This is a genomic window from Streptomyces sp. KL109B, assembly GCF_030766935.1.
In the GTDB taxonomy this organism is placed as follows: Bacteria; Actinomycetota; Actinomycetes; order Streptomycetales; family Streptomycetaceae; genus Streptomyces.
In genome coordinates this window covers 489,317-513,891 of sequence record NZ_JASERL010000003.1, presented here as the reverse complement: position 1 = coordinate 513,891, position 24,575 = coordinate 489,317, and the positions used below count along the sequence as shown (strand labels likewise).

24 protein-coding genes and 1 riboswitch are annotated in these 24,575 nt (G+C 69.0%); of the genes, 12 read left to right on the top strand and 12 right to left on the bottom strand.

The features are described 5' to 3' along the window. Window positions 1–13: 13 nt before the first annotated feature. From cydB to hisC, 3 genes are all read right to left on the bottom strand, one after another. A complete protein-coding gene (gene cydB, locus RBJ65_RS13670; RefSeq protein WP_306322741.1) occupies window positions 14–1,018 on the bottom strand; it encodes a cytochrome d ubiquinol oxidase subunit II in 1,005 nt (334 codons plus the stop codon). 13 nt (window positions 1,019–1,031) lie between these two features. Further along, window positions 1,032–2,606, bottom strand: coding sequence for a cytochrome ubiquinol oxidase subunit I (locus RBJ65_RS13665; RefSeq protein ID WP_306322740.1), 1,575 nt, complete (start codon window positions 2,604–2,606; stop codon window positions 1,032–1,034). A gap of 213 nt (window positions 2,607–2,819) precedes the next feature. Then, the gene (gene hisC, locus RBJ65_RS13660; RefSeq protein ID WP_306322739.1) at window positions 2,820–3,899 is read right to left on the bottom strand and encodes a histidinol-phosphate transaminase; all 1,080 of its coding nucleotides are present in this window, start codon (window positions 3,897–3,899) and stop codon (window positions 2,820–2,822) included. A gap of 365 nt (window positions 3,900–4,264) precedes the next feature. On the opposite strand from hisC, the gene RBJ65_RS13655 reads away from it, so the two are divergent. The 3 genes from RBJ65_RS13655 to RBJ65_RS13645 all read left to right on the top strand — a co-directional run bounded on the left by RBJ65_RS13655 (window position 4,265) and on the right by RBJ65_RS13645 (window position 7,692). After that, window positions 4,265–5,386 carry a LacI family DNA-binding transcriptional regulator gene (locus RBJ65_RS13655; protein ID WP_306322738.1) on the top strand — a complete coding sequence of 374 codons (1,122 nt, stop codon included), beginning with the start codon at window positions 4,265–4,267 and terminating at the stop codon, window positions 5,384–5,386. Between the two features lie 219 nt (window positions 5,387–5,605). Next, window positions 5,606–6,682, top strand: a complete 1,077-nt coding sequence (locus tag RBJ65_RS13650) for a metallophosphoesterase (RefSeq protein ID WP_306322737.1) — start codon at window positions 5,606–5,608, stop codon at window positions 6,680–6,682. A gap of 182 nt (window positions 6,683–6,864) precedes the next feature. Next, the gene (locus RBJ65_RS13645; RefSeq protein ID WP_306322736.1) at window positions 6,865–7,692 is read left to right on the top strand and encodes a hypothetical protein; all 828 of its coding nucleotides are present in this window, start codon (window positions 6,865–6,867) and stop codon (window positions 7,690–7,692) included. Window positions 7,693–7,806: 114 nt separating this feature from the next. Here the strand turns inward: RBJ65_RS13645 and thiC are convergent, their stop codons facing one another. After that, on the bottom strand, window positions 7,807–9,618 hold the full coding sequence (thiC, locus tag RBJ65_RS13640; protein WP_306322735.1) for a phosphomethylpyrimidine synthase ThiC: 1,812 nt from the start codon (window positions 9,616–9,618) through the stop codon (window positions 7,807–7,809). Continuing rightward, window positions 9,611–9,783: riboswitch (TPP riboswitch) on the bottom strand. It overlaps the preceding gene by 8 nt. A 71-nt stretch (window positions 9,784–9,854) precedes the next feature. Here thiC and RBJ65_RS13635 point away from each other — a divergent pair. Further along, window positions 9,855–11,189 carry a YibE/F family protein gene (locus tag RBJ65_RS13635; protein ID WP_306322734.1) on the top strand — a complete coding sequence of 445 codons (1,335 nt, stop codon included), beginning with the start codon at window positions 9,855–9,857 and terminating at the stop codon, window positions 11,187–11,189. Between the two features lie 102 nt (window positions 11,190–11,291). Here the strand turns inward: RBJ65_RS13635 and RBJ65_RS13630 are convergent, their stop codons facing one another. The 4 genes from RBJ65_RS13630 to RBJ65_RS13615 all read right to left on the bottom strand — a co-directional run bounded on the left by RBJ65_RS13630 (window position 11,292) and on the right by RBJ65_RS13615 (window position 13,491). Then, window positions 11,292–11,756, bottom strand: coding sequence for an SsgA family sporulation/cell division regulator (locus tag RBJ65_RS13630; RefSeq protein ID WP_306322733.1), 465 nt, complete (start codon window positions 11,754–11,756; stop codon window positions 11,292–11,294). 100 nt (window positions 11,757–11,856) lie between these two features. Then, complete coding sequence (locus tag RBJ65_RS13625; protein WP_306322732.1) at window positions 11,857–12,633, bottom strand: IclR family transcriptional regulator; 777 nt, start codon at window positions 12,631–12,633, stop codon at window positions 11,857–11,859. A 188-nt stretch (window positions 12,634–12,821) separates the two neighbouring features. Then, window positions 12,822–13,037 carry a DUF5326 family protein gene (locus RBJ65_RS13620; RefSeq protein WP_306322731.1) on the bottom strand — a complete coding sequence of 72 codons (216 nt, stop codon included), beginning with the start codon at window positions 13,035–13,037 and terminating at the stop codon, window positions 12,822–12,824. 136 nt (window positions 13,038–13,173) lie between these two features. Next, the gene (locus RBJ65_RS13615; protein ID WP_306322730.1) at window positions 13,174–13,491 is read right to left on the bottom strand and encodes a cupin domain-containing protein; all 318 of its coding nucleotides are present in this window, start codon (window positions 13,489–13,491) and stop codon (window positions 13,174–13,176) included. Between the two features lie 48 nt (window positions 13,492–13,539). On the opposite strand from RBJ65_RS13615, the gene RBJ65_RS13610 reads away from it, so the two are divergent. From RBJ65_RS13610 to RBJ65_RS13590, 5 genes are all read left to right on the top strand, one after another. Beyond that, a complete protein-coding gene (locus RBJ65_RS13610; protein WP_306322729.1) occupies window positions 13,540–13,920 on the top strand; it encodes a phage holin family protein in 381 nt (126 codons plus the stop codon). 31 nt (window positions 13,921–13,951) lie between these two features. After that, window positions 13,952–14,443 carry a low molecular weight protein-tyrosine-phosphatase gene (locus RBJ65_RS13605; protein ID WP_306322728.1) on the top strand — a complete coding sequence of 164 codons (492 nt, stop codon included), beginning with the start codon at window positions 13,952–13,954 and terminating at the stop codon, window positions 14,441–14,443. Continuing rightward, on the top strand, window positions 14,440–15,588 hold the full coding sequence (locus RBJ65_RS13600) for a cystathionine gamma-lyase (protein ID WP_306322727.1): 1,149 nt from the start codon (window positions 14,440–14,442) through the stop codon (window positions 15,586–15,588). Before RBJ65_RS13605 ends, RBJ65_RS13600 begins: the two co-directional genes overlap by 4 nt. A gap of 204 nt (window positions 15,589–15,792) precedes the next feature. After that, window positions 15,793–16,698 (top strand): LysR family transcriptional regulator, encoded by a 906-nt coding sequence (locus tag RBJ65_RS13595; RefSeq protein ID WP_306322726.1) that lies wholly within the window; start codon window positions 15,793–15,795, stop codon window positions 16,696–16,698. 59 nt (window positions 16,699–16,757) lie between these two features. After that, the gene (locus RBJ65_RS13590; RefSeq protein ID WP_306322725.1) at window positions 16,758–17,240 is read left to right on the top strand and encodes an NUDIX domain-containing protein; all 483 of its coding nucleotides are present in this window, start codon (window positions 16,758–16,760) and stop codon (window positions 17,238–17,240) included. 76 nt (window positions 17,241–17,316) lie between these two features. On the opposite strand, the gene RBJ65_RS13585 is transcribed toward RBJ65_RS13590, so the two are convergent. Beyond that, on the bottom strand, window positions 17,317–18,648 hold the full coding sequence (locus tag RBJ65_RS13585) for a globin domain-containing protein (RefSeq protein WP_306322724.1): 1,332 nt from the start codon (window positions 18,646–18,648) through the stop codon (window positions 17,317–17,319). A gap of 558 nt (window positions 18,649–19,206) precedes the next feature. On the opposite strand from RBJ65_RS13585, the gene RBJ65_RS13580 reads away from it, so the two are divergent. Continuing rightward, window positions 19,207–20,082: a GNAT family N-acetyltransferase gene (locus tag RBJ65_RS13580; RefSeq protein ID WP_306322723.1), complete on the top strand. Its 876-nt coding sequence runs from the start codon at window positions 19,207–19,209 to the stop codon at window positions 20,080–20,082. 81 nt (window positions 20,083–20,163) lie between these two features. Here RBJ65_RS13580 and RBJ65_RS13575 read toward each other — a convergent pair whose 3' ends face one another. Together RBJ65_RS13575 and RBJ65_RS13570 are read right to left on the bottom strand one after the other, a co-directional pair. Further along, entirely contained in the window at window positions 20,164–20,583 is a 420-nt protein-coding gene (locus RBJ65_RS13575; RefSeq protein WP_306322722.1) for a heme-binding protein, read from the bottom strand. A 97-nt stretch (window positions 20,584–20,680) separates the two neighbouring features. Further along, on the bottom strand, window positions 20,681–21,886 hold the full coding sequence (locus RBJ65_RS13570; protein WP_306322721.1) for an MFS transporter: 1,206 nt from the start codon (window positions 21,884–21,886) through the stop codon (window positions 20,681–20,683). 144 nt (window positions 21,887–22,030) lie between these two features. On the opposite strand from RBJ65_RS13570, the gene RBJ65_RS13565 reads away from it, so the two are divergent. Next, window positions 22,031–22,489: a MarR family winged helix-turn-helix transcriptional regulator gene (locus RBJ65_RS13565; RefSeq protein ID WP_306322720.1), complete on the top strand. Its 459-nt coding sequence runs from the start codon at window positions 22,031–22,033 to the stop codon at window positions 22,487–22,489. Between the two features lie 44 nt (window positions 22,490–22,533). Then, entirely contained in the window at window positions 22,534–22,986 is a 453-nt protein-coding gene (locus tag RBJ65_RS13560) for a GNAT family N-acetyltransferase (RefSeq protein ID WP_306322719.1), read from the top strand. Between the two features lie 132 nt (window positions 22,987–23,118). On the opposite strand, the gene RBJ65_RS13555 is transcribed toward RBJ65_RS13560, so the two are convergent. Continuing rightward, window positions 23,119–24,519 (bottom strand): serine hydrolase, encoded by a 1,401-nt coding sequence (locus RBJ65_RS13555; protein WP_306322718.1) that lies wholly within the window; start codon window positions 24,517–24,519, stop codon window positions 23,119–23,121. Between the last annotated feature and the right edge of the window lie 56 nt (window positions 24,520–24,575).

The window sequence follows — 24,575 nt, the reverse complement described above, 5'->3', positions numbered from 1 at the left end:
CCGGACGACCGGCTCAGTGCGCTTCGGCAGGAATGTTCTTCGTGCCGAGCCGCTTGCGGAACACCCAGTAGGTCCAGCCCTGGTAGAGCAGGACCAGCGGCGTCATGATCCCGGCGACCCAGGTCATGACCTTCAGCGTGTACGAACCCGAGGACGTGTTGTCGATCGTCAGGTTCCACGCGTCGTTGAGCGAGGACGGCATGACGTTCGGCACCAGGGCCAGGAAGATCGCCGCCACCACGGCCGCGATCGCGACCCCGTTGAAGGTGAAGGCCCAGCCCTCGCGCCCCTTGGCGTTCATCGCGAGCGTCCCGAGCAGCCCGACGACCGCCACGGCGAACGCCACCGCGGTCCACGCCGTCCCGCGCTCGACCTGGATCCAGGCGAGGAACCCGCCGCCGAGCAGCACCGTGGCCACACCCGCCTTCGTCGCGAGCGCACGCGCCCGCACCCGGATGTCGCCCACCGTCTTCAGCGCGGTGAACACGGCCCCGTGCAGCGTGCACACGGCGGTGAAGGCGAGCCCGCCGAGCAGCCCCCACCAGGTCAGCAGGTCGGCGAACGAACCGGCGAAGTCCTGGTCGGAGTTGATCGGCACACCGTGCACCATGTCGGCGAACATCACGCCCCACAGGAACGGCAGCAGCAGCGAGCTGACGAAGAGCACCAGTTCCCAGTTGCGCTGCCAGCTCTCCTCCGGCCGCTTGTGCCGGTACTCGAAGGACAGCACACGCACGATCAGCAGCAGCAGCGCGAGCACGAGCAGCATGTAGAAGGCGCTGAAGAACGTCGCGTACCAGACGGGGAACGCGGCGAACATCGCTCCGGCCGCGGTGAGCAGCCAGACCTCGTTGCCGTCCCAGACCGGACCGATGATGTTGATCAGCACGCGCCGCTCGGTCCGGTCGCGCGCGAGCAGCCGCGTCAGGATGCCGACCCCGAAGTCGAAGCCTTCGAGGAAGAAGTAGCCGGTCCACAGCACGGCGATCAGAAGGAACCAGAAGTCGTTGAGTCCCATGGCGCTTCTCCTCTCAGTACGCGAAGGTCATTGGCTTGTCGGCGTCGTCGTCATCGGAGTCGTCCCCCGAGGGACCACGCAGCTTCGGGTCCTTGGTGGGCGGTTCCTCGTCCGTGTCCGGACCCTTGACGGCGTACTTCTTCATCAGCCGGATGTTGATCCAGAACAGCACCGCGTACAGCAGGGTCAGCGCGCTCAGCGAGAGCGCCATCTCGGTCTGGCTGACGCCGGGGGAGACCGAGTCGGCGGTCTTGAACAGTCCGAAGACGGCCCAGGGCTGACGGCCCATCTCGGTGAAGATCCAGCCGATGGAGTTGGCGATGAAGGGGAAGATCAGCGAGGCCATGCCGACCCGCCAGCCCCACTTGGTGACGGTCGGGCCGAGCTCACGCTTGTTGGTGAGCATCAGCTTCGGGATCTCGTCCTCACCCCTTCGATGCTCGGGCAACAGCCATCGCCTCTTCCGCGTCAGCCAGAACCCGGCACCCGCGGCGACGGCGGCGGTGAGGCCGATGCCGATCATCAGGCGGAAGCCCCAGAAGGTGACGAAGATGTTGGGGATGTAGTCCTCGGGCTGCCCGCCGTACTTCTCGGCCTCGGCCTTGGCGGTCTCGTGGATGCCCGGGACACAGCTGGTGAAGTTGCTGTCGGCCAGGAAGGACAGCAGGCCCGGAAGCTCTATCTCGACGGAGTTGTGACCCTTGGTCACGTCACCGACCGCGAAGATCGAGAAGGGCGCGGGGCATTCGGTGTCCCACAGGGCCTCGGCCGCCGCCATCTTCATCGGCTGCTGCTTGAACATCACCTTGGCCAGCTGGTCGCCGGAGAGAGCGACCAGGATGCCCGCGATCATCGTGGTGATCAGGCCGATCCGGAGCGAGCTGCGCAGCGTGATGGTCCGCTTCCGGTCGACCTGCTCGCCGGCGTCCTTCTGCTTCTTGATCTTCCAGAGCAGGAAGCTGGCGATGCCGATCATGAAGGCTCCGCCGGTCAGGAAGGCGGAGGACACCGTGTGCGCGAACTGGACGACCGCGGTGTTCTGGAAGAGGACGTGCCCGATGTCGTTGAGCCGGGCCACCCCGGTCTGCTTGTCGATCTCGTAGCCGACCGGGTGCTGCATCCAGGAGTTGGCGGCGAGGATGAAGTAGGCCGAGGCCAGCGTGCCGATCGACACCATCCACATGCAGGCGCAGTGGAGCTTCTTCGGCAGCTTGTCCCAGCCGAAGATCCACAGCCCGATGAAGGTGGACTCGAAGAAGAAGGCGATCAGCGCCTCCATCGCGAGCGGGGCACCGAAGACGTCACCGACGAACTTCGAGTAGTCCGACCAGTTCATGCCGAACTGGAACTCCTGCACGAGACCGGTCGCCACACCGATCGCGATATTGATCAGGAAAAGCTTTCCCCAGAACTTCGTCGCGTGGAAGTACTTCTCCTTGCCCGTGCGCACCCACGCCGTCTCCAGGCCCGCCGTGAGCGCGGCCAGGGAGATCGTCAGTGGGACGAACAGGAAGTGGTAGACGGTGGTGATGCCGAACTGCCATCGCGCCAGGGTTTCCGGCGCGAGGGCGATCGTTGTCGGGTCCACTGCGTCTTCTCCTTACATCGCCGTGGTCACAGCGGCAGTTTGCCCCTTTAATCCCACAAATCCCGGGAGGAACCAGGACACGCTTGTGAACGCGTTCACATTCACAAGCATTATGTCGTACTGGTTGTCGGCATACGAGAGGGGGTCCCCCGTAATTCCGGGAGACCCCCTGCGGCTACGATGCCCGGCCAACGCCCGGCGTTCAGGCGCCCGTTAGAGCTCCTTGCGGAACTCCGCGGCCGTCTGCAGGAAGATGTCGTTGGCCTCGGTCTCCGCGATCGTGGCCCGCATCCCGTCGCCCGCGAACGGCCGAACGACCACGCCCGCCCGCTCACAGGCCGCCGCGAAGTCCATCGTCCTGTCCCCCAGACGCAGCCATACGAAGTTGGCCTGCGACTCGGGCACCGTCCAGCCCTGCGCCCGCAGCCCCTCGAGGACCCGCGCCCGCTCGGTCACCAGGGAACCGACCCGGCCGAGCAGTTCGTCCTCGGCGCGCAGCGAGGCGACCGCCGCGTCCTGTGCGAGCTGGCTCACACCGAAGGGGACCGCCGTCTTGCGCAGCGCCGCAGCGACCGGCTCGTGCGCGATGGCGAAGCCCACCCGCAGCCCCGCGAGCCCGTACGCCTTGGAGAAGGTCCGCAGCACCGCCACGTTCGGCCGATCCCGGTAGATCTCCACGCCGTCCGGCACCTCGGCGTCCCGGATGAACTCCCGGTACGCCTCGTCGAGGACCACCAGCACATCGGAGGGCACCCGGTCGAGGAACCGCTCGAGCTCGGCCCGGCGGATGGCATTGCCCGTGGGGTTGTTGGGGTTGCATACGAAGATGAGGCGCGTGCGGTCGGTGATCGCGTCGACCATGGCGTCGAGGTCGTGGTCCTCGCTCGCCGTGAGCGGCACCTGCACCGACTTCGCGCCACTGATCTGCGTAATGATCGGGTACGCCTCGAAGGACCGCCACGCGTAGATGACCTCGTCGCCCGGCCCCGAGGTGGCCTGGAGCAGCTGCTGCGCGACGCCGACCGACCCGGTTCCCGTGGCCAGATGGGCGGCGGGCACACCGAAACGGTCGGACAGCTCGTTGATCAAGCCGGTGCACGCCATGTCGGGGTAGCGGTTGAAGGACCCGGCGGCCGCGATCGCCCGCTCCATCACCCCGGGCAGCGGAGGATACGGATTCTCGTTGGAGGACAGCTTGTACGCCACCGGCCCCCCGGCAGCGGCCGGCTTGCCCGGCTTGTAGGCGGGGATCCCCGCCAGCTCCGCACGCAGCTTCGGGTTGATCTCGCTCACCGCAGTCCTCCTCATGGGCACCGTTCCAATACTGCTCACCTTAAGAGGATTCGCCGCGCGCCCCAATGGTCGGGGCTCGGCCCTCCCGAAGGCGTACAGAGAGGGGGGAGCGCCCCTTACCCTGGCGCGCGCCGGTGGCTCGCGCCGTGGCGCGCATCCCTCGTGAAGGTGAGTTGAGACCTACTCGAAACATCGCCGACTTGGCAGGCCGGTGCGTGACGACAAGCGATGTACCACTGTCATACCCGCCAACTCCCATGTATTCCATGGTCGATGACTGTTCATCACCTTGCAGAAACGTGCCTGTCAACGCCTGCATATGCGCCCCCACCATGCAGCCGAATGAGCCCTACTATCGGCTCGCCATGACAGCAGCAGGGAAGCACCAGGTGAGCCGGGCAGAGACGACCCGCAGGGGCACCCGGCCGGGCCGGGCAGGCATCAGAGACGTTGCCGCAGCCGCCGGGGTCTCGATCACAACTGTCTCCGATGCGCTCAACGGTAAGGGCCGGCTCCCGGACGCCACCCGACGCCACGTCCGCGAGGTCGCCGAACGGTTGGGCTATCGCCCCTCCGCGGCCGCTCGCACGCTCCGTACCGGGAAATCGGGCCTCATCGGCCTGACCGTGACGACGTACGGGGATGAACCTTTCACCTTCACAGAATTCGCGTACTTCGCGGAGATGGCCCGAGCCGCCACCTCCGCCGCGCTCGCCCGCGGGTACGCCCTCGTCATCCTGCCCGCCACCTCACGCCGCAGCCCGGCCGACGTCTGGTCGAACGTCGCCCTGGACGGAACCGTCGTCGTCGACCCATCCGACCACGACCCCGTGGTCACCGAGCTGGTCCGCCAGGGCCTGCCCGTCGTCTCGGACGGACGTCCCGCGGCCACTTTGCCCGTGACCGCCTGGGTCGACAACGACCACGAGGCCGCCGTGATGGGCATCCTCGACCACCTCGCCGAGTCCGGCGCCCGCCGCATCGGGCTCCTGACCGGCACCACCACCGACACGTACACCCACCTCTCCACCTCCGCGTATCTGCGCTGGTGCGAGCGGATCGGACAGGAACCGGTCTACGAGTCGTACCCCGCGCACGATCCCTGCGCGGGCGCCGTCGCCGCCGACCGGCTGCTCGCCCGGCCCGACCGTCCCGACGCGGTCTACGGCCTCTTCGACCCCAACGGCACCGATCTGCTCGCCGCCGCCCGCCGCTACGGCCTGCGCGTCCCGGAGGACCTGCTGCTCGTGTGCTGCAGCGAGTCGAACGTCTACGCCAATACAGAGCCGCCCATCACTACCCTCTCGCTCAAACCGCGGCGGATCGGCACGTCCGTCGTACAGCTCCTCATCGACGCCATCGAAGGGGTCGACTCCGACCAGCCGGTCGAGCAGGTGATGCCGACCGAACTCATCGTGCGGACCTCGTCCCAGCGGCGCCCGCACCGCACCACGGTCAGCCCGCCCCGCTCCCCGGGGCCCGGCTGACCGGCCGCCGCCCACCCCTCCGACCCCTCCACCGGCAAGAAAAGTCCACACCAATTCGGGAGAAATGCACGGCGATCAGCCGCCCGTCACCGATTCACCACCCCTGGTGCATCACACAGCGCGAGCCGCATTCCTATGATGGGCGCACGACACCGCGGGCCGCTGCGACCAGGCAGTCCGATACGGTGCACAGGCGGCGCAATGGTGGTGGAGGGGTCGATGACTCAGGGGGCCGGTCTGGGACCCGCAGCGCGCACGGAGACGCTGCGTGACTTCCGTGTTCCCGCGTACGTCCATGACGTACCGGCGAACGTACTGCCGACGGACTCCGACAGTCCTGCCCCCGGCACCGAGGAACCCGAGGCGTATCCCGACGGCTACACCCCCACCGAGCGCGATCTGCCGGTCATCAACCGGGGCGACACCGTCCAGGTCGAGGCCGCGCAGCCCGCGCCGACGGGGGACGAGGGCCCGGGCCCGCTGTACGTCGTCGGCGATGTGCACGGCTACCTCGACGAGCTGGTCGCCGCGCTCCACGAGAAGGGCCTGATCGACGCCGAGGGCAATTGGGCGGCGGGCACCGCGCGCCTGTGGTTCCTCGGCGACTTCACCGACCGCGGGCCCGACGGGATCGGCGTCATCGACCTCGTGATGCGGCTCTCCGCCGAAGCGGCGGCCGCGGGCGGCTACTGCAAGGCGCTCATGGGCAACCACGAGCTGCTGCTGCTCGGCGCGAAGCGGTTCGGCGACACGCCCGTCAACTCCGGCGCCGGCACCGCCACCTTCCAGGCGGCCTGGTTGCTCAACGGCGGGCAGAAGGCCGACATGGACCGCCTCCAGGACGTACATCTGCAGTGGATGTCCCGGCTCGACGCGATCGAGATCGAGGACGACCACCTGCTGACGCACTCGGACACCACCGCGTACCTCGACTACGGCGACTCCATCGAGGCCGTCAACGACACGGTCCGCGAGACCCTCACGCGCAATGACGCGGACGAGTGCTGGGACCTGTTCCGCAAGTTCACCAAGCGCTTCGCGTTCAAGGACGAGGAGTCGGGGCCCGGCGCCGTTCGGCAGCTCCTCGACACGTACGGCGGCTCGCGCATCGTGCACGGCCACAGCCCGATCCCGTATCTGCTCGGCGAGGTGGGCGGCGAGGACGGCGAGGGCGAGGACAGCAGGCCCGCCGTCGAGGGGCCGCATGTGTACGCGAACGGCCTGGCCATCGCCATGGACGGCGGCGTGACCATGGCCGGAAAGCTCCTCGTACAGCAACTTCCCATGGATATCTGAGAGTTCGCGGGGCACACGCGAAAGCGGAGGATCCGGCTGGTCCGAGGGCCAATTTCCGGAAACCCCCTGTCACCGCGTGCCGTGACAGCTCTACCATCGGCTTATCCGTAGCAGGCTCCCCTCCGTTTCTGCCCGACGGCTCGCACCCATGCGGGCCACCAAGCCCTACGGAGCATCGGGGGATGCACATGAACAGCGCTCCGCATTTGCTGAACGAGGACCGCCCCGAGTTCGAGCGGCTCCTCGATGAGGCGCTGCGTACCGCACCAGACCGTCCTGATCTCGCCGCAGTGGGCCAGCGGCTCAACCCCGAACAACTGCGCACGATGGCGCTCGGCGCCGCGCCACTGATCAACACTGCGGCCGCCGCCGAGTACCAGCGCTACGTCAAGGTCCGCGAGGAACTGCGCTCCACGCCGCGGCTCCTGCGTCCGCTACGTGAAGGAGGCAACAGCAGCAGCGGGGAGAGCACGGGACCGGGCGTCGCCGCGGTCGCCGTCGTGCTCGCCCCTGTCCTCGCCGGTACCGCGGCCGCGATCTTCCTGATCGTCGGCTACCTCCTGCGCATGCTCCATCCGGCGCCGTCCTTCGCGCAGACCCTGCGCACCTTCGGCTGGGTGTTCGGCGCGATCACCGCGGCGAGCATGCTCGTCGCGGCGGTCTGCCTGCTGCTCGCGGCGCTGCGCAACGGGTCGACGTCGCTCCAGGCGAGTGCGCACGGCGAGGCGAGCGAGGAACTGAAGCAGGCCAGGGAAGCCTGGCGCACCGCGCTCCTGGACCGGGGCATCCTGCCGTTCCTGCGGGACGCCCTGGCGGATCCCTCGGCGGGCGGCGGCCGACGCCTCGGAGGGCGCGGCGGCTCCGCCGGGCGCATGCCGCACCTTGGTTACCACAAGCCGGGGTTCAGCAGCCCGGACGGCGGCGGCACGGCCACGGGCCAGCGCGCCGGATACTCGAGCCCGGACTTCTCGAGCCCGGAGTTCGGCGGCCCGGACCACCAGCCGGACTGACCCTCCGGCGGCCACCGGGCCGTGCCCGACGACAAGGCCCCTCGGTTCACGAGGGGCCCCACCGTCATTCGGTCATGCCGTCATGACGTCATGTGCGTCATGCCGTCATGTGCGTCAGTCGGCGATCGGCAGATACACGCGGTTGCCGGCCTGCGCGAACTCCTTCGACTTCTGCTCCATGCCCGCCTCGATCTCCGAGGGGGTGGTGCCGTGCTCGCGCCGGATGTCCTGCGAGATCTTCATCGAGCAGAACTTCGGCCCGCACATCGAGCAGAAGTGCGCCGTCTTCGCGGGCTCCGCCGGCAGCGTCTCGTCGTGGAACTCCCGCGCCGTGTCCGGGTCGAGGGCCAGGTTGAACTGGTCCTCCCACCGGAACTCGAACCGGGCGTCGGACAGCGCGTCGTCCCACGCCTGCGCGTCCGGGTGCCCCTTGGCGAGGTCCGCCGCGTGCGCCGCGATCTTGTACGTGATGACACCGGTCTTCACGTCGTCGCGGTTGGGCAGGCCCAGGTGCTCCTTGGGCGTGACGTAGCAGAGCATCGCCGTGCCCCACCAGGCGATCATCGCGGCGCCGATCCCGGACGTGATGTGGTCGTACGCCGGGGCGATGTCGGTGGTCAGCGGGCCGAGCGTGTAGAACGGCGCCTCCTCGCAGATCTCCTGCTGGAGGTCGATGTTCTCCTTGATCTTGTGCATCGGGACGTGTCCCGGGCCCTCGATCATCGTCTGTACGTTGTGGCGCTTGGCGATCGTGTTCAGCTCGCCGAGCGTCTTCAACTCAGCGAACTGCGCCTCGTCGTTGGCGTCCGCGATCGAGCCGGGACGCAGGCCGTCGCCGAGCGAGTACGTCACGTCGTACGACGCGAGGATCTCGCAGAGCTCCTCGAAGTTCTCGTAGAGGAAGCTCTCCTTGTGGTGCGCGAGACACCACGCGGCCATGATCGAGCCGCCGCGCGAGACGATGCCGGTCTTGCGGTCGGCGGTCAGCGGCACGAACGGGAGACGGACACCGGCGTGCACCGTCATGTAGTCCACGCCCTGCTCGGCCTGCTCGATGACCGTGTCCTTGTAGATCTCCCAGGTCAGTTCCTCGGCCTTGCCGTCGACCTTTTCGAGGGCCTGGTAGAGCGGCACGGTGCCGATCGGGACGGGGGAGTTGCGCAGCACCCACTCGCGCGTGGTGTGGATGTTGCGGCCGGTGGAGAGGTCCATGACGGTGTCGGCGCCCCAGCGGGTCGCCCATGTCATCTTCTCCACCTCCTCCTCGATCGACGAAGTCACCGCGGAGTTGCCGATGTTGGCGTTGACCTTCACCAGGAACCGCTTGCCGATGATCATCGGCTCGATCTCCGGGTGGTTGACGTTCGCGGGCAGCACGGCCCGGCCCGCCGCGATCTCCTCTCGTACGACTTCGGGCTCGACGTTCTCCCGGATGGCCACGTACTCCATCTCCGGGGTGATCTCGCCCCGTCGCGCGTACGCGAGTTGGGTCACGGCCTGGTCGGTCCTGCCACGGCGCGGCTGGCGCGGACGGCCGGGGAAGACCGCGTCGAGGTTGCGCAGGCCACCGCGCGGCGACGTGTGCTTGATGCCGTCGTCCTCGGGGCGTGCGGGGCGGCCCGCGTACTCCGCGGTGTCGCCGCGCGCGATGATCCAGTTCTCCCGCAGCGGCGCGAGGCCACGACGGACATCCGTGTCGACGGTCGGATCGGTGTACGGACCTGAGGTGTCGTACAGCGTCACCGACTGCCCATTGGTGAGGTGCACTTGACGGACCGGCACCTGGAGATCGGGGCGCGAGCCCCTGATGTACCCCTTGTGCCAGCCGATGGACTGGCCGACCTCCTCGGCCGAGCCCTGGGTCGAGCCCTGAGTCGAGCCCTCGGTCGAGTTGGAGGCAGGCGTGTGTGCGTCCGTTGTGGTCATGAGACCTACTCCCTACGCCGGCATTACCCGGTAACAGGTTCGGCGGTCGACGCAGCGTTTCGTCCTCAGTTCTTCTTGGCGTTCCACGCTGTTTCACGTGAAACGCGCTGAGGCGAAGGTCAGCGCCCTCTCAGCCCGGTGCTCCGAGCTCCCGCGATTGCAAAAGCGCCTCCACGCTAACGCCATGTCCGACGCGTTGAACAGAGGGCCCCTTCCGTTCTTGCGATGATCGGGCGGTGACCACCAGCCAGCAGCCCCCTGCTCCGCCGTCCCATCCGCCGCACGGGCACTCCCACAACCACGGCCCCGCGGCGCCCGTTTCGCGCCACCTGCGCAAGGTGATCGCGGCCGTCCTGATCCCGTTCTCGGTCGCGGTCGTCGTGGGCCTCGCCGTGTTCTGGCCGGGCGGCGCGCCCCCGCACGAGCGCAGCGGTGTCGGTTTCGACCGGCAGACGCAACAGGCGACGGTGACCCAGGTCGACGAGGTCGACTGCAAGTCCGTGCACGCCCAGGGCCAGACCTCCCCCGGCGACCCCACCGCGCAACAGGGCACGGGCCAGAAGCAGACCGGCGGCACCTGCGAGAACGCGAAGATCCGGATCGACAGCGGCAAGGACAAGGGCCGTACGTTCACGGAGGTCGTCCAGCCGGATTCGCCGCGGCAGTTGCACGAGGGTCAGAAGGTGATCGTCGCCTATGCGCCGGACGCCCCGAAGAGCCTGCAGTACTCGGTCACCGATGTGAACCGCAAGGTTCCGATGGTGCTGCTGGCCGGGATCTTCGCCCTGGCCGTGGTCGTGGTGGGCCGGATGCGGGGCGTCATGGCACTGATCGCCCTTGCGATCAGCTTCCTGGTGCTGACGTTCTTCATCCTGCCCGCGATTCTGCAGGGGTCGAATCCCCTGGTCGTCGCGGTGATCGGGGCCAGCGCCATCATGTTGATCGCGCTCTATATGTGCCACGGGCTGACGGCGAGAACCTCCGTCGCCGTGCTCGGCACGCTGGTGTCACTGCTGCTGATCGGCCTGTTGGGCTCGCTGTTCATCGGCTGGGCGGCCCTGACGGGCAATACCGACGACAACACGGGGCTGATCCACGGCCTGTACCCGGACATCGACATGAGCGGTCTGCTGCTCGCCGGCGTCATCATCGGCTCGCTCGGCGTACTCGACGATGTGACCGTCACGCAGACCTCGGCCGTGTGGGAGCTGCACGAGGCGAACCCGACGATGGGCTGGCGCGCCCTGTACCGGGCGGCCATCCGCATCGGCCGGGACCACATCGCCTCCGTCGTCAACACGCTCGTCCTCGCGTACGCGGGCGCCGCGCTGCCGCTGCTGCTGCTCTTCTCGATCGCCCAGAGCAGCGTCGGCGACGTGGCCAACAGCGAGCTGGTGGCCGAGGAGATCGTGCGGACCCTGGTCGGCTCGATCGGCCTTGTCGCCTCGGTGCCGGTGACCACCGCGCTGGCAGCGCTCGTGGTCTCCGCCGACCGCCCGGAGGAGCAGGGGCCCGTGCGGACCGCTCCCGCTCCTGGACGGGGTGGCAGAGGCCGACGGCGTAAGCGCTGAACGCCGAGAGCGCGGAACTGCTCGGGTGCACCGCGCTGCTGAAGCGTTACGCCTGGTCCGGTGTCGTGCGCACCGGCTCGTGGTGAGCGGGCCGATGGGGAGTCAGCCCGCGCTCTGCTCCTCGGCGAGGATCCGGTCGAGCGCCTCGTCGAGGTCCGACTCGAAGTCCGCGCCCGTCTCCTCCTGGCCGAGCGGGACGAGCTTGTCCGTCCGGTCGAGGAACGCGATGAGCGGTGCGACCCCGGCCCGGAACAGCGCCTGATCCGCGCCGACCTGGAGCCTGATGTGCACTTCCCCCGGCATCTCGCCGACCGCCCCGCCGACCCGCTCCACCGGCGTGACCCGTACATCTCCGTCACCGCTCGCCCCGTTGACCCCGTCAACGAGGAGTTCCCGGCCGAACGCCCAGGTCACGGGTGCGTCTCCGGGGAGATGGAAGGTCAGCCGCACCGCGTACGGATCGGTGGCCTCGTACTTGAGCTCCACCGGAATGCGGAACGAGAGCTCCTCGGAAACGAGGAAGCTCATCATGACCTCTGCCTGAACTGCTTGTACCGACTCGCGCATCGCCTACCCCGTCAACTTGCCGTCGATTGGCCAGGAATTACCTTCCTGACACTCCTGGCATCTTGCTCAACGTGCACACAGGATCACAAGGAGTGAGTTTTCAAATGCTGATAGAGAAGGCGAGTGTTCCTACCAGCCTGCCGATCTCCTGCTGCAGCTGACGGGCTGTGGGCAGCAGTTTCTCCGCCTGATGGGAAGGGAGAGAAATGGCCAAAGTTGCCGCGGCCGACCCGATCGTGAGCGGGAACGCGGCACAGGCGGTGCCGAGCGCGTACTCCTGACGCTCGATGACCGGTTCCATGCGGCCCATCGCGCTCAACTTCCGCAGCAGCGTGTGGTCGTCCCGGACCGAGTACGGCGTGATGGACTGCGCGGGATAGCGGTCGAGGTGGTCCTTGCGGGCCTCGTCGTCGAGTTGGGACAGCAGGCACTGGCCAATGGCGTGGGCATGGCCGGTCTCGCGGAAGTCGGCCCACTCCTCGACGGCCGGGTTGTTCGGGGTGTCGGCGACGGCGACGACCTCGATCTCGCCCTCGCGGTAGACCGCGAAATAGACCGGGACACCGATGGTGTCGCGCCAGTGCCGCAGCGCGTCGGTGATCATGCTGCGACGATTCTGCTGCGCTCCGCTGCTGCTCAGACGCTCGGCGGCGTCGCCGAAGACGAAGACGCCGTTCTCCCGGCGGAGGTATCCCTCGTGAGCGAGCGTGCGCAGCAGGTGGTACGCCGTGGGAAGGGCGAGGCCCGCTTCCCTCGCGAGTTGCTTGGCCGGTGCCCCGTCGTCATGGGAAGCGACCGCCTCGAGCAGTCGCATGGCTCTCTGTACGGAGCCGATGAGGGTCTGCGGGGCGGCGGGTGCGGTATCGACCGTGGCCAAGGTTCACTCCCGATGCGCGTGGGGGGACCCCCGCGCGTTCGGGGCTCGCAGGGGACTAAAGCCATCGAATTCCGGACTCTAACCCTTGGCCACCGCTTGCCGCCCGCCGCGCAGGGAAACTTCCCCCGGTCGTGCGAAAGGTCGCGCGACGCAACGACCAGGATCCGCACACCAGTGCGCCCCGAGCTTCACCAGTCGCGGCTCCGCGCGGACGAGCCGGCCATGAACTTCCGTACAACGAAGATGAGTCCACCCACCAGGGCGGCGAAGACCAGCACCTTGAACAACAGGCCGATCACGAAGCCGACGACGCTCGCGATCAGACCGCCGAACACGACGATGGCGATGACCGGCACCGCGACCCACTTCACCCACCACGGCATGTCCGCGAATATCTCTCGCACTGCCATCGCTCCTTCGTAGTCTCTTCGAGGTTCCCTGTTGGGGGTTGCTACCTAAATGCTGGCACGTCGAAGACCCGCGCGGGCCCTTCCGATCCCTTGTCCTCCCCTGACCCGACCCTTAGGGAACCCCGAGCCATCACCCCTCAGGCGGCGAGAAGACGACGAGAACCCGCAGGTCCTCGCTGATGTGGTGGAACTTGTGGGCGACCCCGGCCGGCACGTACACCACGCTGCCCCGGCCGACCTGCGTGGTCTCCATGCCGACCGTGATCGAACCGCGGCCGCTGACCACGAGATAGACCTCGTCCTGGCCGTGCGGCTGCTGCGGGTCCTGCGTGCCCGCGTCGAGCGCGTACAGCCCGACCGACATATTGCGCTCCCGCAGAAACTGCAGATACGCCCCGTCATTGGCGGCTCTTTCCGCCTCGAGTTCATCCAGCCGGAACGCCTTCATCACCCTCGCCCACCCCTGTCACCAGTCATGTCTGCCACGATCAGACACATGAAGAATTTCCTCGTCAAGACGATCGCCAACGCGGGGGCCCTGGCCGTCGCGGTCTGGGTGCTCGACAAGATCACCCTGACCGGCGACAGCACCGGTAAAAAGGTCGGCACGCTGATCCTCGTCGCCCTCATCTTCGGCCTGGTCAACGTGATCGTGAAGCCGATCGTCAAACTGCTGACCTTCCCGTTGTTCGTTCTCACGCTCGGCCTGATCACGCTGATCGTGAACGCCCTGATGCTGCTGCTGACGTCGTGGCTGGCCGACCAGGTGGACCTGAGCTTCCACGTCGACGGCCTCTGGACCGCGATCCTCGGTGGCCTGATCGTGTCGGTCGTCTCCTGGGCGCTGAACGTCGTACTGCCCGACGGCAAGGACTGAGAGCGGCCGAGAGGAACCGGGAACACCTGAGATGACCTACCGCGTCTGCTTCGTCTGCACCGGCAACATCTGCCGCTCACCCATGGCCGAGCACGTCTTCCGCGCCGGCGTCGAGGAGGCGGGGTTCGGCGGCCTCGTCGAGGTCGACAGCGCCGGCACGGACGGCTGGCACGAGGGCGACGGCGCCGACCCGCGCACCGTCCACGTCCTCACGGAGGCGGGCTACGGCTCCGAGCACACGGCGCGCCGGTTCCACCCCGACTGGTTCGCCCGCCTCGACCTGGTCGTCGCCCTCGACTCCGGCCACCTGCGCACCCTGCGCCGCCTGGCCCCCACGCCCGAGGACGCCGAAAAGGTCCGCCTGCTGCGCTCCTACGATGCCGGGGCCCATGGCGATCTCGACGTTCCGGACCCGTACTACGGCGACCTGAGCGGCTTCGAGGAGTGCCTCAAGCTGGTCGAGGCGGCGTCCGAGGGGCTGCTCGAATCCGTGCGCGAGGCAGTGGAGGGACGAGAGGCATGACGGAACCCGCGGCGCGACAGCCGGGAGACGGTACACGGGCCGTACGGGCGGGTCTGCCGGACCCGGTCAAGAACGAACCGACCCTGCCGGGGCCGGTGTTCGCCGCACACTTCCATCTGCCCGGCGATGTGTCGGGGCCCTATGCGTACGGCCGCGACGAGAACCCGACGTGGACGCATCTGGAGCGTGCTGTCGCCGAGTTGGAGGCCCCGGGGCGTTCCGGCGTGGAGTCGCTGGCCTTCTCCTCCGGAATGGCCGCGATCTCCGCGGTGCTCTTCTCGCAGCTGCGCGCGGGCGACACGGTGGTCCTGCCGTCCGACGGCTACCAGGTCTTCCCGCTCGTCCGCGAGCAGCTCACGGCGTACGGGATCGAGGTGCGCACCGCGCCGACCGCCGGCTTCTCCGCACCGTCGGGGCTCGATGTGCTCGACGGGGCGCGCCTGCTGTGGCTGGAGACGCCGTCCAACCCCGGCCTCGACGTCTGCGACATCCGGCGCCTCGCCGACGCCGCGCACGCGCGCGGGGCGCTCGTCGCCGTAGACAACACGCTGGCCACGCCGCTCGGACAGCGCCCACTCGAACTCGGCGCGGACTTCGCGGTGGCCAGCGCCACCAAGCAGCTCACGGGCCACGGGGACCTGCTGCTCGGCTACGTCGCGTGCGCCGACGCCGAGTTACTGGCCCCGGTGCGACGCTGGCGCAAGATCGTCGGGGCGATTCCGGGGCCGATGGAGGCCTGGCTCGCGCACCGTTCCCTCGCCACGCTGGAGCTGCGCGCCGAGCGGCAGAGCGCCAACGCGCTGGCCGTGGCGCGGGCCCTGCTGGATCGCGCGGACGTCACCGGGGTGCGCCACCCCGGGCTGCCCGGCGACCCGTCCCATGCCGTCGCCGCCGGGCAGATGCGTCACTTCGGCTGTGTGGTGTCCTTCGAACTGCCCTCGCGCGAGCGGGCCGAGCGGTTCCTCGAGGCCCTGACGCTGGTGGACGACGCGACGAGCTTCGGCGGCGTACGGTCCACCGCCGAGCGGCGCGGGCGCTGGGGCGGGGACGCCGTCGCCGAGGGCTTCATCCGCTTCTCGGCGGGCGCCGAGAACACCGAGGACCTGGTGGCGGACGTGCTGCGGGCGCTGGATCGCACCGCGTAGCTCCCGCGTAGTACCGCGCTACGCACAACGGACGGTCCGAGCCTCCCCCCTCGTGGCTCGGACCGTCCCGGTTCTGCGCGCGAAGAACCGCGCGAACAAGGCTAGTTGACTCTGTGTCAGTGTCCAATCACGGTAGCGACAGAGACCTATCGACTTATTTATAGTTGGGCGCGGCCCGGGGGTTGGGGAGGGAGGCGTGCCGCGATGGATCTCGCGTTGCTGCGCACCTTTGTGACGGTGCATCGCGCCGGGTCGTTCACCCGCGCCGCCGCACTGCTCGGCCTGTCACAACCGGCGGTCACCTCCCAGATCCGCACGCTGGAGCGGCAGTTGGGGCGCCCGCTCTTCCTGCGCCAGGCGCGCGGAGTGACGCCCACGACGATCGGCGACGAGCTGGCCCACAAGGCGGCCCCGCATCTCGACGCCCTCGTGGAGATCGCCGAGACCGGGCTCGACGAGGAATCCGCCCTGCGCACGCTGCATCTGGCGGGGCCCCCGGAGTTCACCGCGGAACGTGCCCTGCCCGCGCTCACCGCGCTGACCCGCGACGACGGGCAGAACGTCGCGTTACGGGCGAGCTTCGGCACGGCCGAGGAGACCCTGGAAGGGCTCGCGGCGGGACACCACGATCTGGCCATCGCGACGGCCCGCCCGCGCGGCGCGCTGCTCACAGCGACTGCGCTCTGCGACGAGGAGCACGTGCTGACCGCCGCCCCGCGGTTCGCCGCCCGCATCGGCCCCGGCATGCTGCACCGCGACGCGGCACCGTCCCTGGAGAAGTTCCCCGTGGTCGAGGTGCACGAGTCGTTGCCGCTGGTCAGCCGCTACTGGGCGGCGGTCTTCGACTCCCGGCCCGCCGTCTCCGGCACCGTCGTCGTGCCGGATCTGCGTGCGGTACTGGCCTGCGTGATCGCGGGCGCCGGCCTCGCCGTCCTGCCGCGCTATCTGTGCGAGGAGAGCCTGGAGCGCGGGGAGGTCGTCGCCCTGCTCGACCCTCCGGTGCCGCCACTGCGTACGTACTTCCTGGTGGTGCGCACCGGCACGCTCGCCATGCCGCACATCGCGCGGGCGCACGAGTGGCTGCTGCGCGCTGCCGTCGACTGGTCGTGAGCGGGGCGCCGAGCGATACGGGATGTTTCACGTGGAACCAGCCGGGCCACATTTCTCCCATGACCGTCCGACCCGTGGTCAAGCGCACCGCACGCGCCGTCCTGCTGGACGGCGACGACCTGATTCTGATCAAGCGGACCAAGCCCGGTGTCGATCCCTACTGGGTAACTCCCGGGGGCGGGGTCGAGCCGGAGGACACGACCGTCGTGGACGCCCTCCATCGCGAGGTGCACGAGGAACTCGGCGCCAAGATCGTCGACGTGGTGCCCTGTTTCGTGGACACCGTCGAGCACATCGGCGAGGACGGCGGCGCGACCGGCGTGAAGGTCCAGCACTTCTTCGTCTGCCGGCTGGAGTCGATGGACACCGAGCAGCGGCACGGTCCCGAGGTCGAGGACCCGTGCGGCGGCTACGAGATCGTGCGGGTGCCGTTCACCCGCGTCGGGATCGCCTCGGTCCACCTGGTGCCGCTCTCGCTGCGCCATTACCTGGACGGCAACATCGAGGGCGTACGGGCGATGCACGCGCCCGATCTGGGCTGACGCCGCGGGCATTGGTGCTGCGGGCTTTGGTGTTGCGGGCTTTATTGCTGCGGGCTTTGGTGTTGCGGCGCGGCGCTCAGTCCGTCGCCGCGACCAGGTCCTCCACCGAGTCGTGCCGGATGCGGCTGCCGGGGATGCCGATGCGCCGCAGGGCGTCGATGCCACTGCGGATCATGCCGGGCGGACCGGAAAGATAGGCGTCGTACTCGTTCCAGGGGCCGTACTCCCGTACCGCGTCCGGCAGCTGGAGGTGGGCCTGCTGGTCGACGACGGGGCGCACCGAGAGCCACGGGTGGCTCTGTGCCAGGCGCAGCATCGTGTCGATGTCGTACAGGTCGTGACTGGTGCGGGCGCCGTAGAACACCTCGACCGGGCGCTGGTTCCCGTGCTCGGCCACGTCCTCGACGAGCGCCTTGATGGGCGCGATGCCGGTGCCGCCGCCGAGGCAGAGCAGCCCGCTGTCGCTGGTGTGGTCGACGGTCATGGAGCCGGCGGGCGGTCCGAGCCGCAGTACGTCGCCGGGGCGGGCGCGATGCACCAGGGCGCCCGAGACCCAGCCCGCGGGAACCGCCTTCACGTGGAACGAGAGCAGCCCGTCCGAGCGGGGCGCGGAGGCGAACGAGTAGTGCCGCCAGATCCGCGGCCACCACGGCGTCTCCAGCGTCGTGTACTGGCCGGCCAGGAACGGGTACGGCTGATCGGGCCGCACGGTCACCACGGCGACGTCGGACGTGCGCAGATCGTGCGAGACGACCTCGGCCATCCACCAGGCCGGGGCCTTCATCTCGTCCTCGGCCGCCGCGTCGATCATGATCTGGGAGATCGTCGTGTACGTGCGCACCCAGGCGGCCTCGGTCTCCGCGCTCCACGTGGTCGTGGCGTACTGGGTGAGGGCCGCGATCAGGCACTCGCCGACGGCCGGATAGTGCTCGGCCTGGGTGCCGTACTTGCGGTGGCCGCGCCCCAGGTTCTTCAGGTACGCCACCAGGACGTCCTTGTTGTCGATGTGCTCGGCGGCGGTCAGCAGCGCCCTGAGGAGCCGGTCGCGCTGGGTGTCCATCGCCGCCGGGAAGAGCGGGCGCAGTTCGGGGTGGCGCACGAAGAGGAGTGCGTAGAAGTACGAGGTGACCTTGTCCGCGACGGGGCTGATCTCCTCCATCGTGCGGCGGACGAGGATCGCGTCGGGCGAGGCGTGCGTGGGGGCGGGCCGCTGTGGGGGCTGGGTGTCCGACTGCGGGCGCGGCTCGGGTATTCGGTGCTCCTCCGCCGCCTCCTGGCCGGAACCGGGGGCGGGAGATTGCGGGTCCGGGGCCTTGCGCGGTGTGAACCAGCCGCCCCCGCCGTCCGAACCGGAATCGGCCGACGGCGTAGTGGTCGGAGCGTCCATGCTGTGCCTCGCCTCGAACATCTTTTGGTCGGTCAACGTACTCCCGAGCTGTTCCCCACTCGGAAACTGTGGGCTTTCCCCCGCGTGCCTCGACAACAATGCAGTCCACATTGAACACTGCATTCCGGACGGCTACTGACAAGTAAGGCAAGAGTGTGACATTGTCCGCAGTCCCCTCACGGCAGGATGCCACGCGATGTCATTGCACAGAACGCAAAGCGGAAAGTGCAGGTCTTCGATCTCTCCGTCCCGTTAGGCTGCGTCGGCCTGCGCGCATCACACGGGCTTCCCCCTGGGCCTTCTTCGGCCGCCCGACGCGATCTGAACCCGACGATACCGGCAGCCGCGAAGTCGACAACCCCCTACTGGCATAACTGCGGATTAAGTGAACCTCGGGCACTCCGTAAATTCCTCAATTACCGGTCTCCGCGCACCAATTCACGCCTCGCACCGCCGCGCGCCCGCCAGAGCCGACCCGGCGCCATGTTTCACGTGAAACTCCCGGCGTGGCCGAAAGCGCCGGGGTACTGCCGGCAAAGCGGTGGACGCCACGGGTCGAAGTCCGACAGCCTGACCTGCGTGTCGACACCTTCCCTCTCCGGCCTGCCCATCCGTCGTCTCACCCCGCGCGATGTCCTCGCGTGCGCCGACCTCTCCGAGAACCGGGGCTGGCCCCGTGAGGAACACAAGTGGCGCCTGCTGCTCTCCGCGGGCACCGGCCATGGCATCGACGACCCCGACGGTGGGCTCGTCAGCGCCTGCGTGGTGACCGAGTACGGCCCCCGAGAGCGGCCCGAACTCGCCGCGATCGGCATGGTCCTGGTCGCCGAACGGCATGCCCGCAAGGGCGTCGGCAGGCGCCTGATGCGCCATGTCGTCGAGCAGGCGGGCACGACCCCGCTCACGCTCCACGCGACGCCGTACGGGCAGCCGCTCTACGAGGAGTTGGGCTTCAAGCTCACGGGGCGGGCCGAGATGGTGCGCGGCGCCTTCGTCGCGGGCCAGGCCACCCTGCCCGAGGTCACCACCCGGGCGGCCACCGCGGAGGACCTCCCGGCGATCCTCCGCCTGGACGCGGAGGTCTTCGGCCCGGACCGTACGCATGTCATCACCCGGCTTCCGGCCTTCGCGGACCAACTGCGGGTGGCTGTGGACGACGAGACCGGCGGGCTCATCGGCTTCGCGGCCGCCTGGCCCAACGAGGACACCCACGTCGTCGGCCCTCTCATCGCCCGCGACACCGCGACCGCGCAGGCCCTCGTCGCCTCGCTCGCGGCAGGCACGGACCGGCCGCTGCGCACCGACATCGACGTACGGCACGAAGAGCTGCTGACGTGGCTCAAGGAGCGCGGTCTTGCGTCCATGGGCCTCAACGCGGTGATGAACTATGGCGCTTCGGAACTGCCCGGCGACTGGACCCGCCGCTTCGCACCGCTGACGGTGGCCGCGGGCTGAGAACAGGCCCTGGGCGCACGTCCGCCCCAAGTGCCACTGTGTTGCGGCGACTTGGGGCGGTTGCGCGATGTGTGTCCGGAGTTACGCGAGGGCCTCCACGGCCGCGGTGGCGAAGCCGTGGTCCTGCTCGGGGGCGCCGCCACCGACACCGATGGCGCCGATGAGGCGGCCGTCGCGGTGGATCGGCAGACCGCCGGCGATGAACAGCAGCGGCCGGTCGAGCGCGGTGGGCAGGCTGTGGAAGGGGCCCTCGGGCTTGACCAGGTCGACCAGGTCGGCGGTGGGGGCGTTCAACTGGAGCGCGGTGTACGCCTTGCGGGTGCTGGTCTCACCAGAGATGAGGACGGCGCGGTCGTCGCGGCGGAAGGCCAGGAGGTGGCCGCCCGCGTCGAGGACGGTGACGCTGACCGTGACTCCGGCCGCTTCGGCGGCGAGACGGGCTGCGGCGACGAGGGTCTCGGCGTCCTGCGTGGTGAGCGGGGTGACGGCGGTGGTGCTCATGAGGTGGTGCTCCTTGCGGGATGCGGCTCAGGGGTGCTGGTGAGAGGGGGTGTGGTGGAGCGGGGACGTCGTTGGCCCCGTCGGCCGGGGATTCGGGTCAGTGGTGGGCCGGCTCGGTGAGGGGCTGCTCGGCGGCCGCGACGATCCGGCTCGGTGCGGCCGCGCGGCGCTCCAAGGTCGCGGAGAGCACGGCCAGGACGAGGGCGGCCGCGGCGAGCACGGCGCCGACCCAGTTCGGGGAGGTGTAGCCGAAGCCCGCGGCGATCACCATGCCGCCGAGCCAGGCGGAGAGGGCGTTACCGAGGTTGAAGGCGCCGATGTTCACGGCCGAGGCGAGCGTCGGGGCTCCGGATGCCTGGTCGAGGACGCGCTTCTGGAGCGGCGGCACGGTCGCGAAGCCGAACGCGCCGATCAGCACGATGGAGATCGCGGACAGGACCTGGTTGTGCGCGGTGACCGTGAACAGGGCGAGCACGAGGGCGAGCGCGCCCAGCGCCACGTACAACATGGGCATCAGGGCACGGTCGGCGAACCTTCCGCCGGTGAGGTTGCCCGCGACCATGCCGAGGCCGAAGAGGACCATGAGCCAGGTGACGGAGCCGTCCGCGAAGCCGGCGACGTGCGTCATCATCGGCGCGATGTAGGTGATGGCCGCGAAGACGCCGCCGAAGCCGAGCACGGTCATCGCCATGGCGAGCACGACCTGCACGTTCTTGAATGCGGCCAGTTCGTGACGCAGCCGTACCCCTTCCGGCTTGGGCAGGTCCGGCACCAGCTTGGCGATACCGACGAGGCCGATGACACCGAGGGCGGCGACGACCGCGAAGGTCACGCGCCAGCCGACCGACTGACCGATGAACGTGCCGAGCGGGACGCCGACGACATTGGCGACGGTCAGGCCCGTGAACATCATGGCGATCGCTCCGGCCTTCTTCTCCGGGGCCACCAACTCGGCCGCGACGACCGAGCCGATGCCGAAGAACGCGCCGTGGGCGAGCGAGGCGACCACGCGGCCGATCAGCATGACGGCGAAGACGGGCGCGACGGCGGAGAGCAGGTTGCCGACGATGAAGAAGCCGAGGAGCAGCATCAGCATCCGCTTGCGCGGGATGCGCGTGCCCAGGGCGGTCATCAGCGGAGCACCGAACATCACGCCGAGCGCGTAGCCGGTCACCAGGTAGCCGGCCGTGGGGATGGAGACGCCGAAGTCACCCGCGACCTCTGGGAGCAATCCCATGATCACGAATTCCGTGGTTCCGATTCCGAACGCCCCGATCGCGAGGGCGAGAAGCGCGAGAGGCATGAGGGAGGATCCCTTCCAGACTGTTGCGGGTGCGCTTTACGAGACACCACAATAATTGCATGCGCGGGTTATTTGCAAACGCGGGCAACCTCGCACATCGACTATCCTGGGGTCAGCCGCTCCGGGACGGAGGAACCACGCGTCATGACCGCCACAGACCCAGCGCTGACCGCCCTCTCTCAGGGCTGGTGTGCACTCTCGCTGCTCCACGGGAAGATCGAGGCCCACATCGAGCGCGCCCTGCAGTCCCGGCACGGGCTGAGCGTGCGCGAGTACTCACTCCTCGACGTCCTGAGCCGTCAGCACGACGGGGAGGGCGGCCATCTACAGATGAAGCAGGTCGCCGACGCCGTCGTCCTCAGCCAGAGCGCGACCACGCGCCTGGTCACCCGCCTCGAGGAACGCGGCCTGCTCGCCCGCTATTTGTGCCCGACCGACCGACGGGGCATCTACACGAACGTCTCCGAGGAAGGGTTCAAGCTCCTCGAAGAGGCCCGCCCCACGAACACGGAGGCGCTGCGGGAAGCTCTCGACGCCGCTGCCGAGAACCCGGAACTCGCCCCGCTGGTCAAGGCGGTCGAAGGGCTGCACGCCGCCGCCTAGGCCCCTGAGCAGCCGTGCGGGAGGCGGCGCATAGGCTGCTGGCCATGGGAGATCTTGAGATCAGGCCGGCCGTGGCCGAGGACATTCCGGAGATGGTCGCCATGCTGGCGGACGACCCGCTGGGCGCCCAGCGCGAGTCGCCGGAGGACCTCACGCCGTATCGCGCCGCGCACGCGCGACTGGCAGCCGACCCGAATCAGCACCTCGTCGTCGCCGTACGCGAGGGCCGCGTCGTCGGCACGCTGCAACTGAGCATCATCCCCGGGCTCTCCCGGAAGGGCTCCACCCGCTCGATCATCGAGGGTGTACGCATCCACGCGGACGAGCGCGGCAGCGGTCTCGGCACGCGGCTCATCGAGTGGGCCGTCGATGAATCCCGGCGCCAGGGCTGCCAGTTGGTGCAGCTGACCTCCGATGTCACGCGCACCGACGCCCATCGCTTCTACGAGCGACTCGGTTTCGTCGGCTCGCATCTGGGCTTCAAGATGCAGCTCTGACAGGGCGAGCCGGGGCGTCTGAGACTCCTGGACAGGGAGAGCCGGTGCGTTGTTTCACGTGAAACGACGCACCGGCTCAACTGTCTCCGTGGGTCGCCCGTTTCACGTGAAACGGGCGACCCACAGCTCTGCTCATCCCCGCGGAATCCCCCGCCAGCCTCCCGGGTCCACCCCACCCGGCACCGGCCCGTCCGCGGGATACGGCTCCCGCGTGAAGACGAAGGACCCGAGGTCGAGGTGGCTGACCGATCCGTCGGCCCGCCGGACGGCCCGAAGTGGCTCCCCCGCGTAGTAGCCGTCGAGCCCGGTCCAAGTGCCGTCACTGTTGGACCGGAACCGGGAGCGTCGTCCGCCCTCGGCCGCCGGGCCCAGTTCGACGCCACCATCGGCCGCCAACCGGAGCACCACGGCTTGCGTCCCCCAGAACCATGGGCCTGTCAGTTCCAGTAGGGCCGGGTCGACTTCGGTGAGCGGCCGCCACGGCTCGGGCATCCGCGGCTCGGCTTCGGCGACGGTCGCCAACAGTTCGGCGGCCAGCGTCACCACGGGGACCCCCGACGTGCAGTTGGCGAGGGCGACCGCCACGAGCCCTTGTTCCTCGCACAGCCACAGCCCCGCAACGAACCCCGGCAGCGAGCCGCTGTGTCCGGCCAGGGTGAACCCGCCGCCCCGCACGACCTGCATGCCGAACCCGTACGACGCCTCCCAGTCGCCCGGCACGGTCGGCGCGGCGGGAGTCCGCATCTCCCGGACGGAGTCGGCGCTCAGTACCCGCTCGTCGCCGACCGCGAGGAAAGAGGCGAAGACCGCCAAGTCACGCGTCGTGGACCACAGTTGTCCGGCGGGGGCCATCAGGCCCAAGTCCTCGCTCGGCTCCGGAAGCAGCACGTCGGCGTACGGGTGCACGGCCCAGCCCCCGGCGTGCGGCTGCTGCGGTTGGACGCTGGTACGGGTCAGGCCCAGTGGTTCGAGGATCTCGGTGCGCAGGGCCTCCTCCCAGGGCACCCCGCGCACTGCCTCGACCAGCGAGCCCAGGAGCGTATAGCCGGGGTTCGAATAGTGGTGACGGCGGCCGACGGGGTGCCGGAAGGGCTGCTCGCCGAGGACGTCGGCGAGGGTCGGACGCAGGCTCGCGGGGCTGCGCTCCCACCACTCGCCCGGTGTCTCGGCGGCCAGCCCGCCGGTGTGGGCGAGGAGTTCGGCGATGGTGACGGTGCCGGCAGCGGTGCCGGGCAGATGCTTCTCCAGCGGGTCCGCCAGGTCGAGGAGCCCTTCGTCCCGCAGCCTCAGCACCAGCACGGCGGTGAAGGTCTTGGTGATCGAACCGATCCGGTACTGCACATGCTCGTCCGGCCCGTGTCCGTCCACCGAGGTACGCGACCCGGTCCACACCAGCTCCCCGTCCCGCGCGACCGCGGCCACGAGTGAGGGCGCCCGCCCTTCGCTCTGGGCAACGGCGATGCGGTGCAGGAGAGCGCGGCGCGTGCTGGGCAGCAGCTCTTCCGGGGATGTCGCTTCCGGGGATGTCGTCATGGCCCCAGTCCATCCCGCCCCACGACCCGCGTCGAGGGAATTTCACCGGAGGCTGA

Bases quoted from the DNA above. Each gene is read 5' to 3' on its own strand.
- cydB (WP_306322741.1), bottom strand. From the start codon at position 1,018: ATGGGACTCAACGACTTCTGGTTCCTTCTGATCGCCGTGCTGTGGACC.
- RBJ65_RS13655 (WP_306322738.1), top strand. From the start codon at position 4,265: ATGACAGCAGCAGGGAAGCACCAGGTGAGCCGGGCAGAGACGACCCGC.
- RBJ65_RS13650 (WP_306322737.1), top strand. From the start codon at position 5,606: ATGACTCAGGGGGCCGGTCTGGGACCCGCAGCGCGCACGGAGACGCTG.
- RBJ65_RS13645 (WP_306322736.1), top strand. From the start codon at position 6,865: ATGCACATGAACAGCGCTCCGCATTTGCTGAACGAGGACCGCCCCGAG.
- thiC (WP_306322735.1), bottom strand. From the start codon at position 9,618: ATGACCACAACGGACGCACACACGCCTGCCTCCAACTCGACCGAGGGC.
- RBJ65_RS13630 (WP_306322733.1), bottom strand. From the start codon at position 11,756: ATGCGCGAGTCGGTACAAGCAGTTCAGGCAGAGGTCATGATGAGCTTC.
- RBJ65_RS13615 (WP_306322730.1), bottom strand. From the start codon at position 13,491: ATGAAGGCGTTCCGGCTGGATGAACTCGAGGCGGAAAGAGCCGCCAAT.
- RBJ65_RS13610 (WP_306322729.1), top strand. From the start codon at position 13,540: ATGAAGAATTTCCTCGTCAAGACGATCGCCAACGCGGGGGCCCTGGCC.
- RBJ65_RS13605 (WP_306322728.1), top strand. From the start codon at position 13,952: ATGACCTACCGCGTCTGCTTCGTCTGCACCGGCAACATCTGCCGCTCA.
- RBJ65_RS13600 (WP_306322727.1), top strand. From the start codon at position 14,440: ATGACGGAACCCGCGGCGCGACAGCCGGGAGACGGTACACGGGCCGTA.
- RBJ65_RS13595 (WP_306322726.1), top strand. From the start codon at position 15,793: ATGGATCTCGCGTTGCTGCGCACCTTTGTGACGGTGCATCGCGCCGGG.
- RBJ65_RS13590 (WP_306322725.1), top strand. From the start codon at position 16,758: ATGACCGTCCGACCCGTGGTCAAGCGCACCGCACGCGCCGTCCTGCTG.
- RBJ65_RS13585 (WP_306322724.1), bottom strand. From the start codon at position 18,648: ATGTTCGAGGCGAGGCACAGCATGGACGCTCCGACCACTACGCCGTCG.
- RBJ65_RS13575 (WP_306322722.1), bottom strand. From the start codon at position 20,583: ATGAGCACCACCGCCGTCACCCCGCTCACCACGCAGGACGCCGAGACC.
- RBJ65_RS13570 (WP_306322721.1), bottom strand. From the start codon at position 21,886: ATGCCTCTCGCGCTTCTCGCCCTCGCGATCGGGGCGTTCGGAATCGGA.
- RBJ65_RS13565 (WP_306322720.1), top strand. From the start codon at position 22,031: ATGACCGCCACAGACCCAGCGCTGACCGCCCTCTCTCAGGGCTGGTGT.
- RBJ65_RS13560 (WP_306322719.1), top strand. From the start codon at position 22,534: ATGGGAGATCTTGAGATCAGGCCGGCCGTGGCCGAGGACATTCCGGAG.
- RBJ65_RS13555 (WP_306322718.1), bottom strand. From the start codon at position 24,519: ATGACGACATCCCCGGAAGCGACATCCCCGGAAGAGCTGCTGCCCAGC.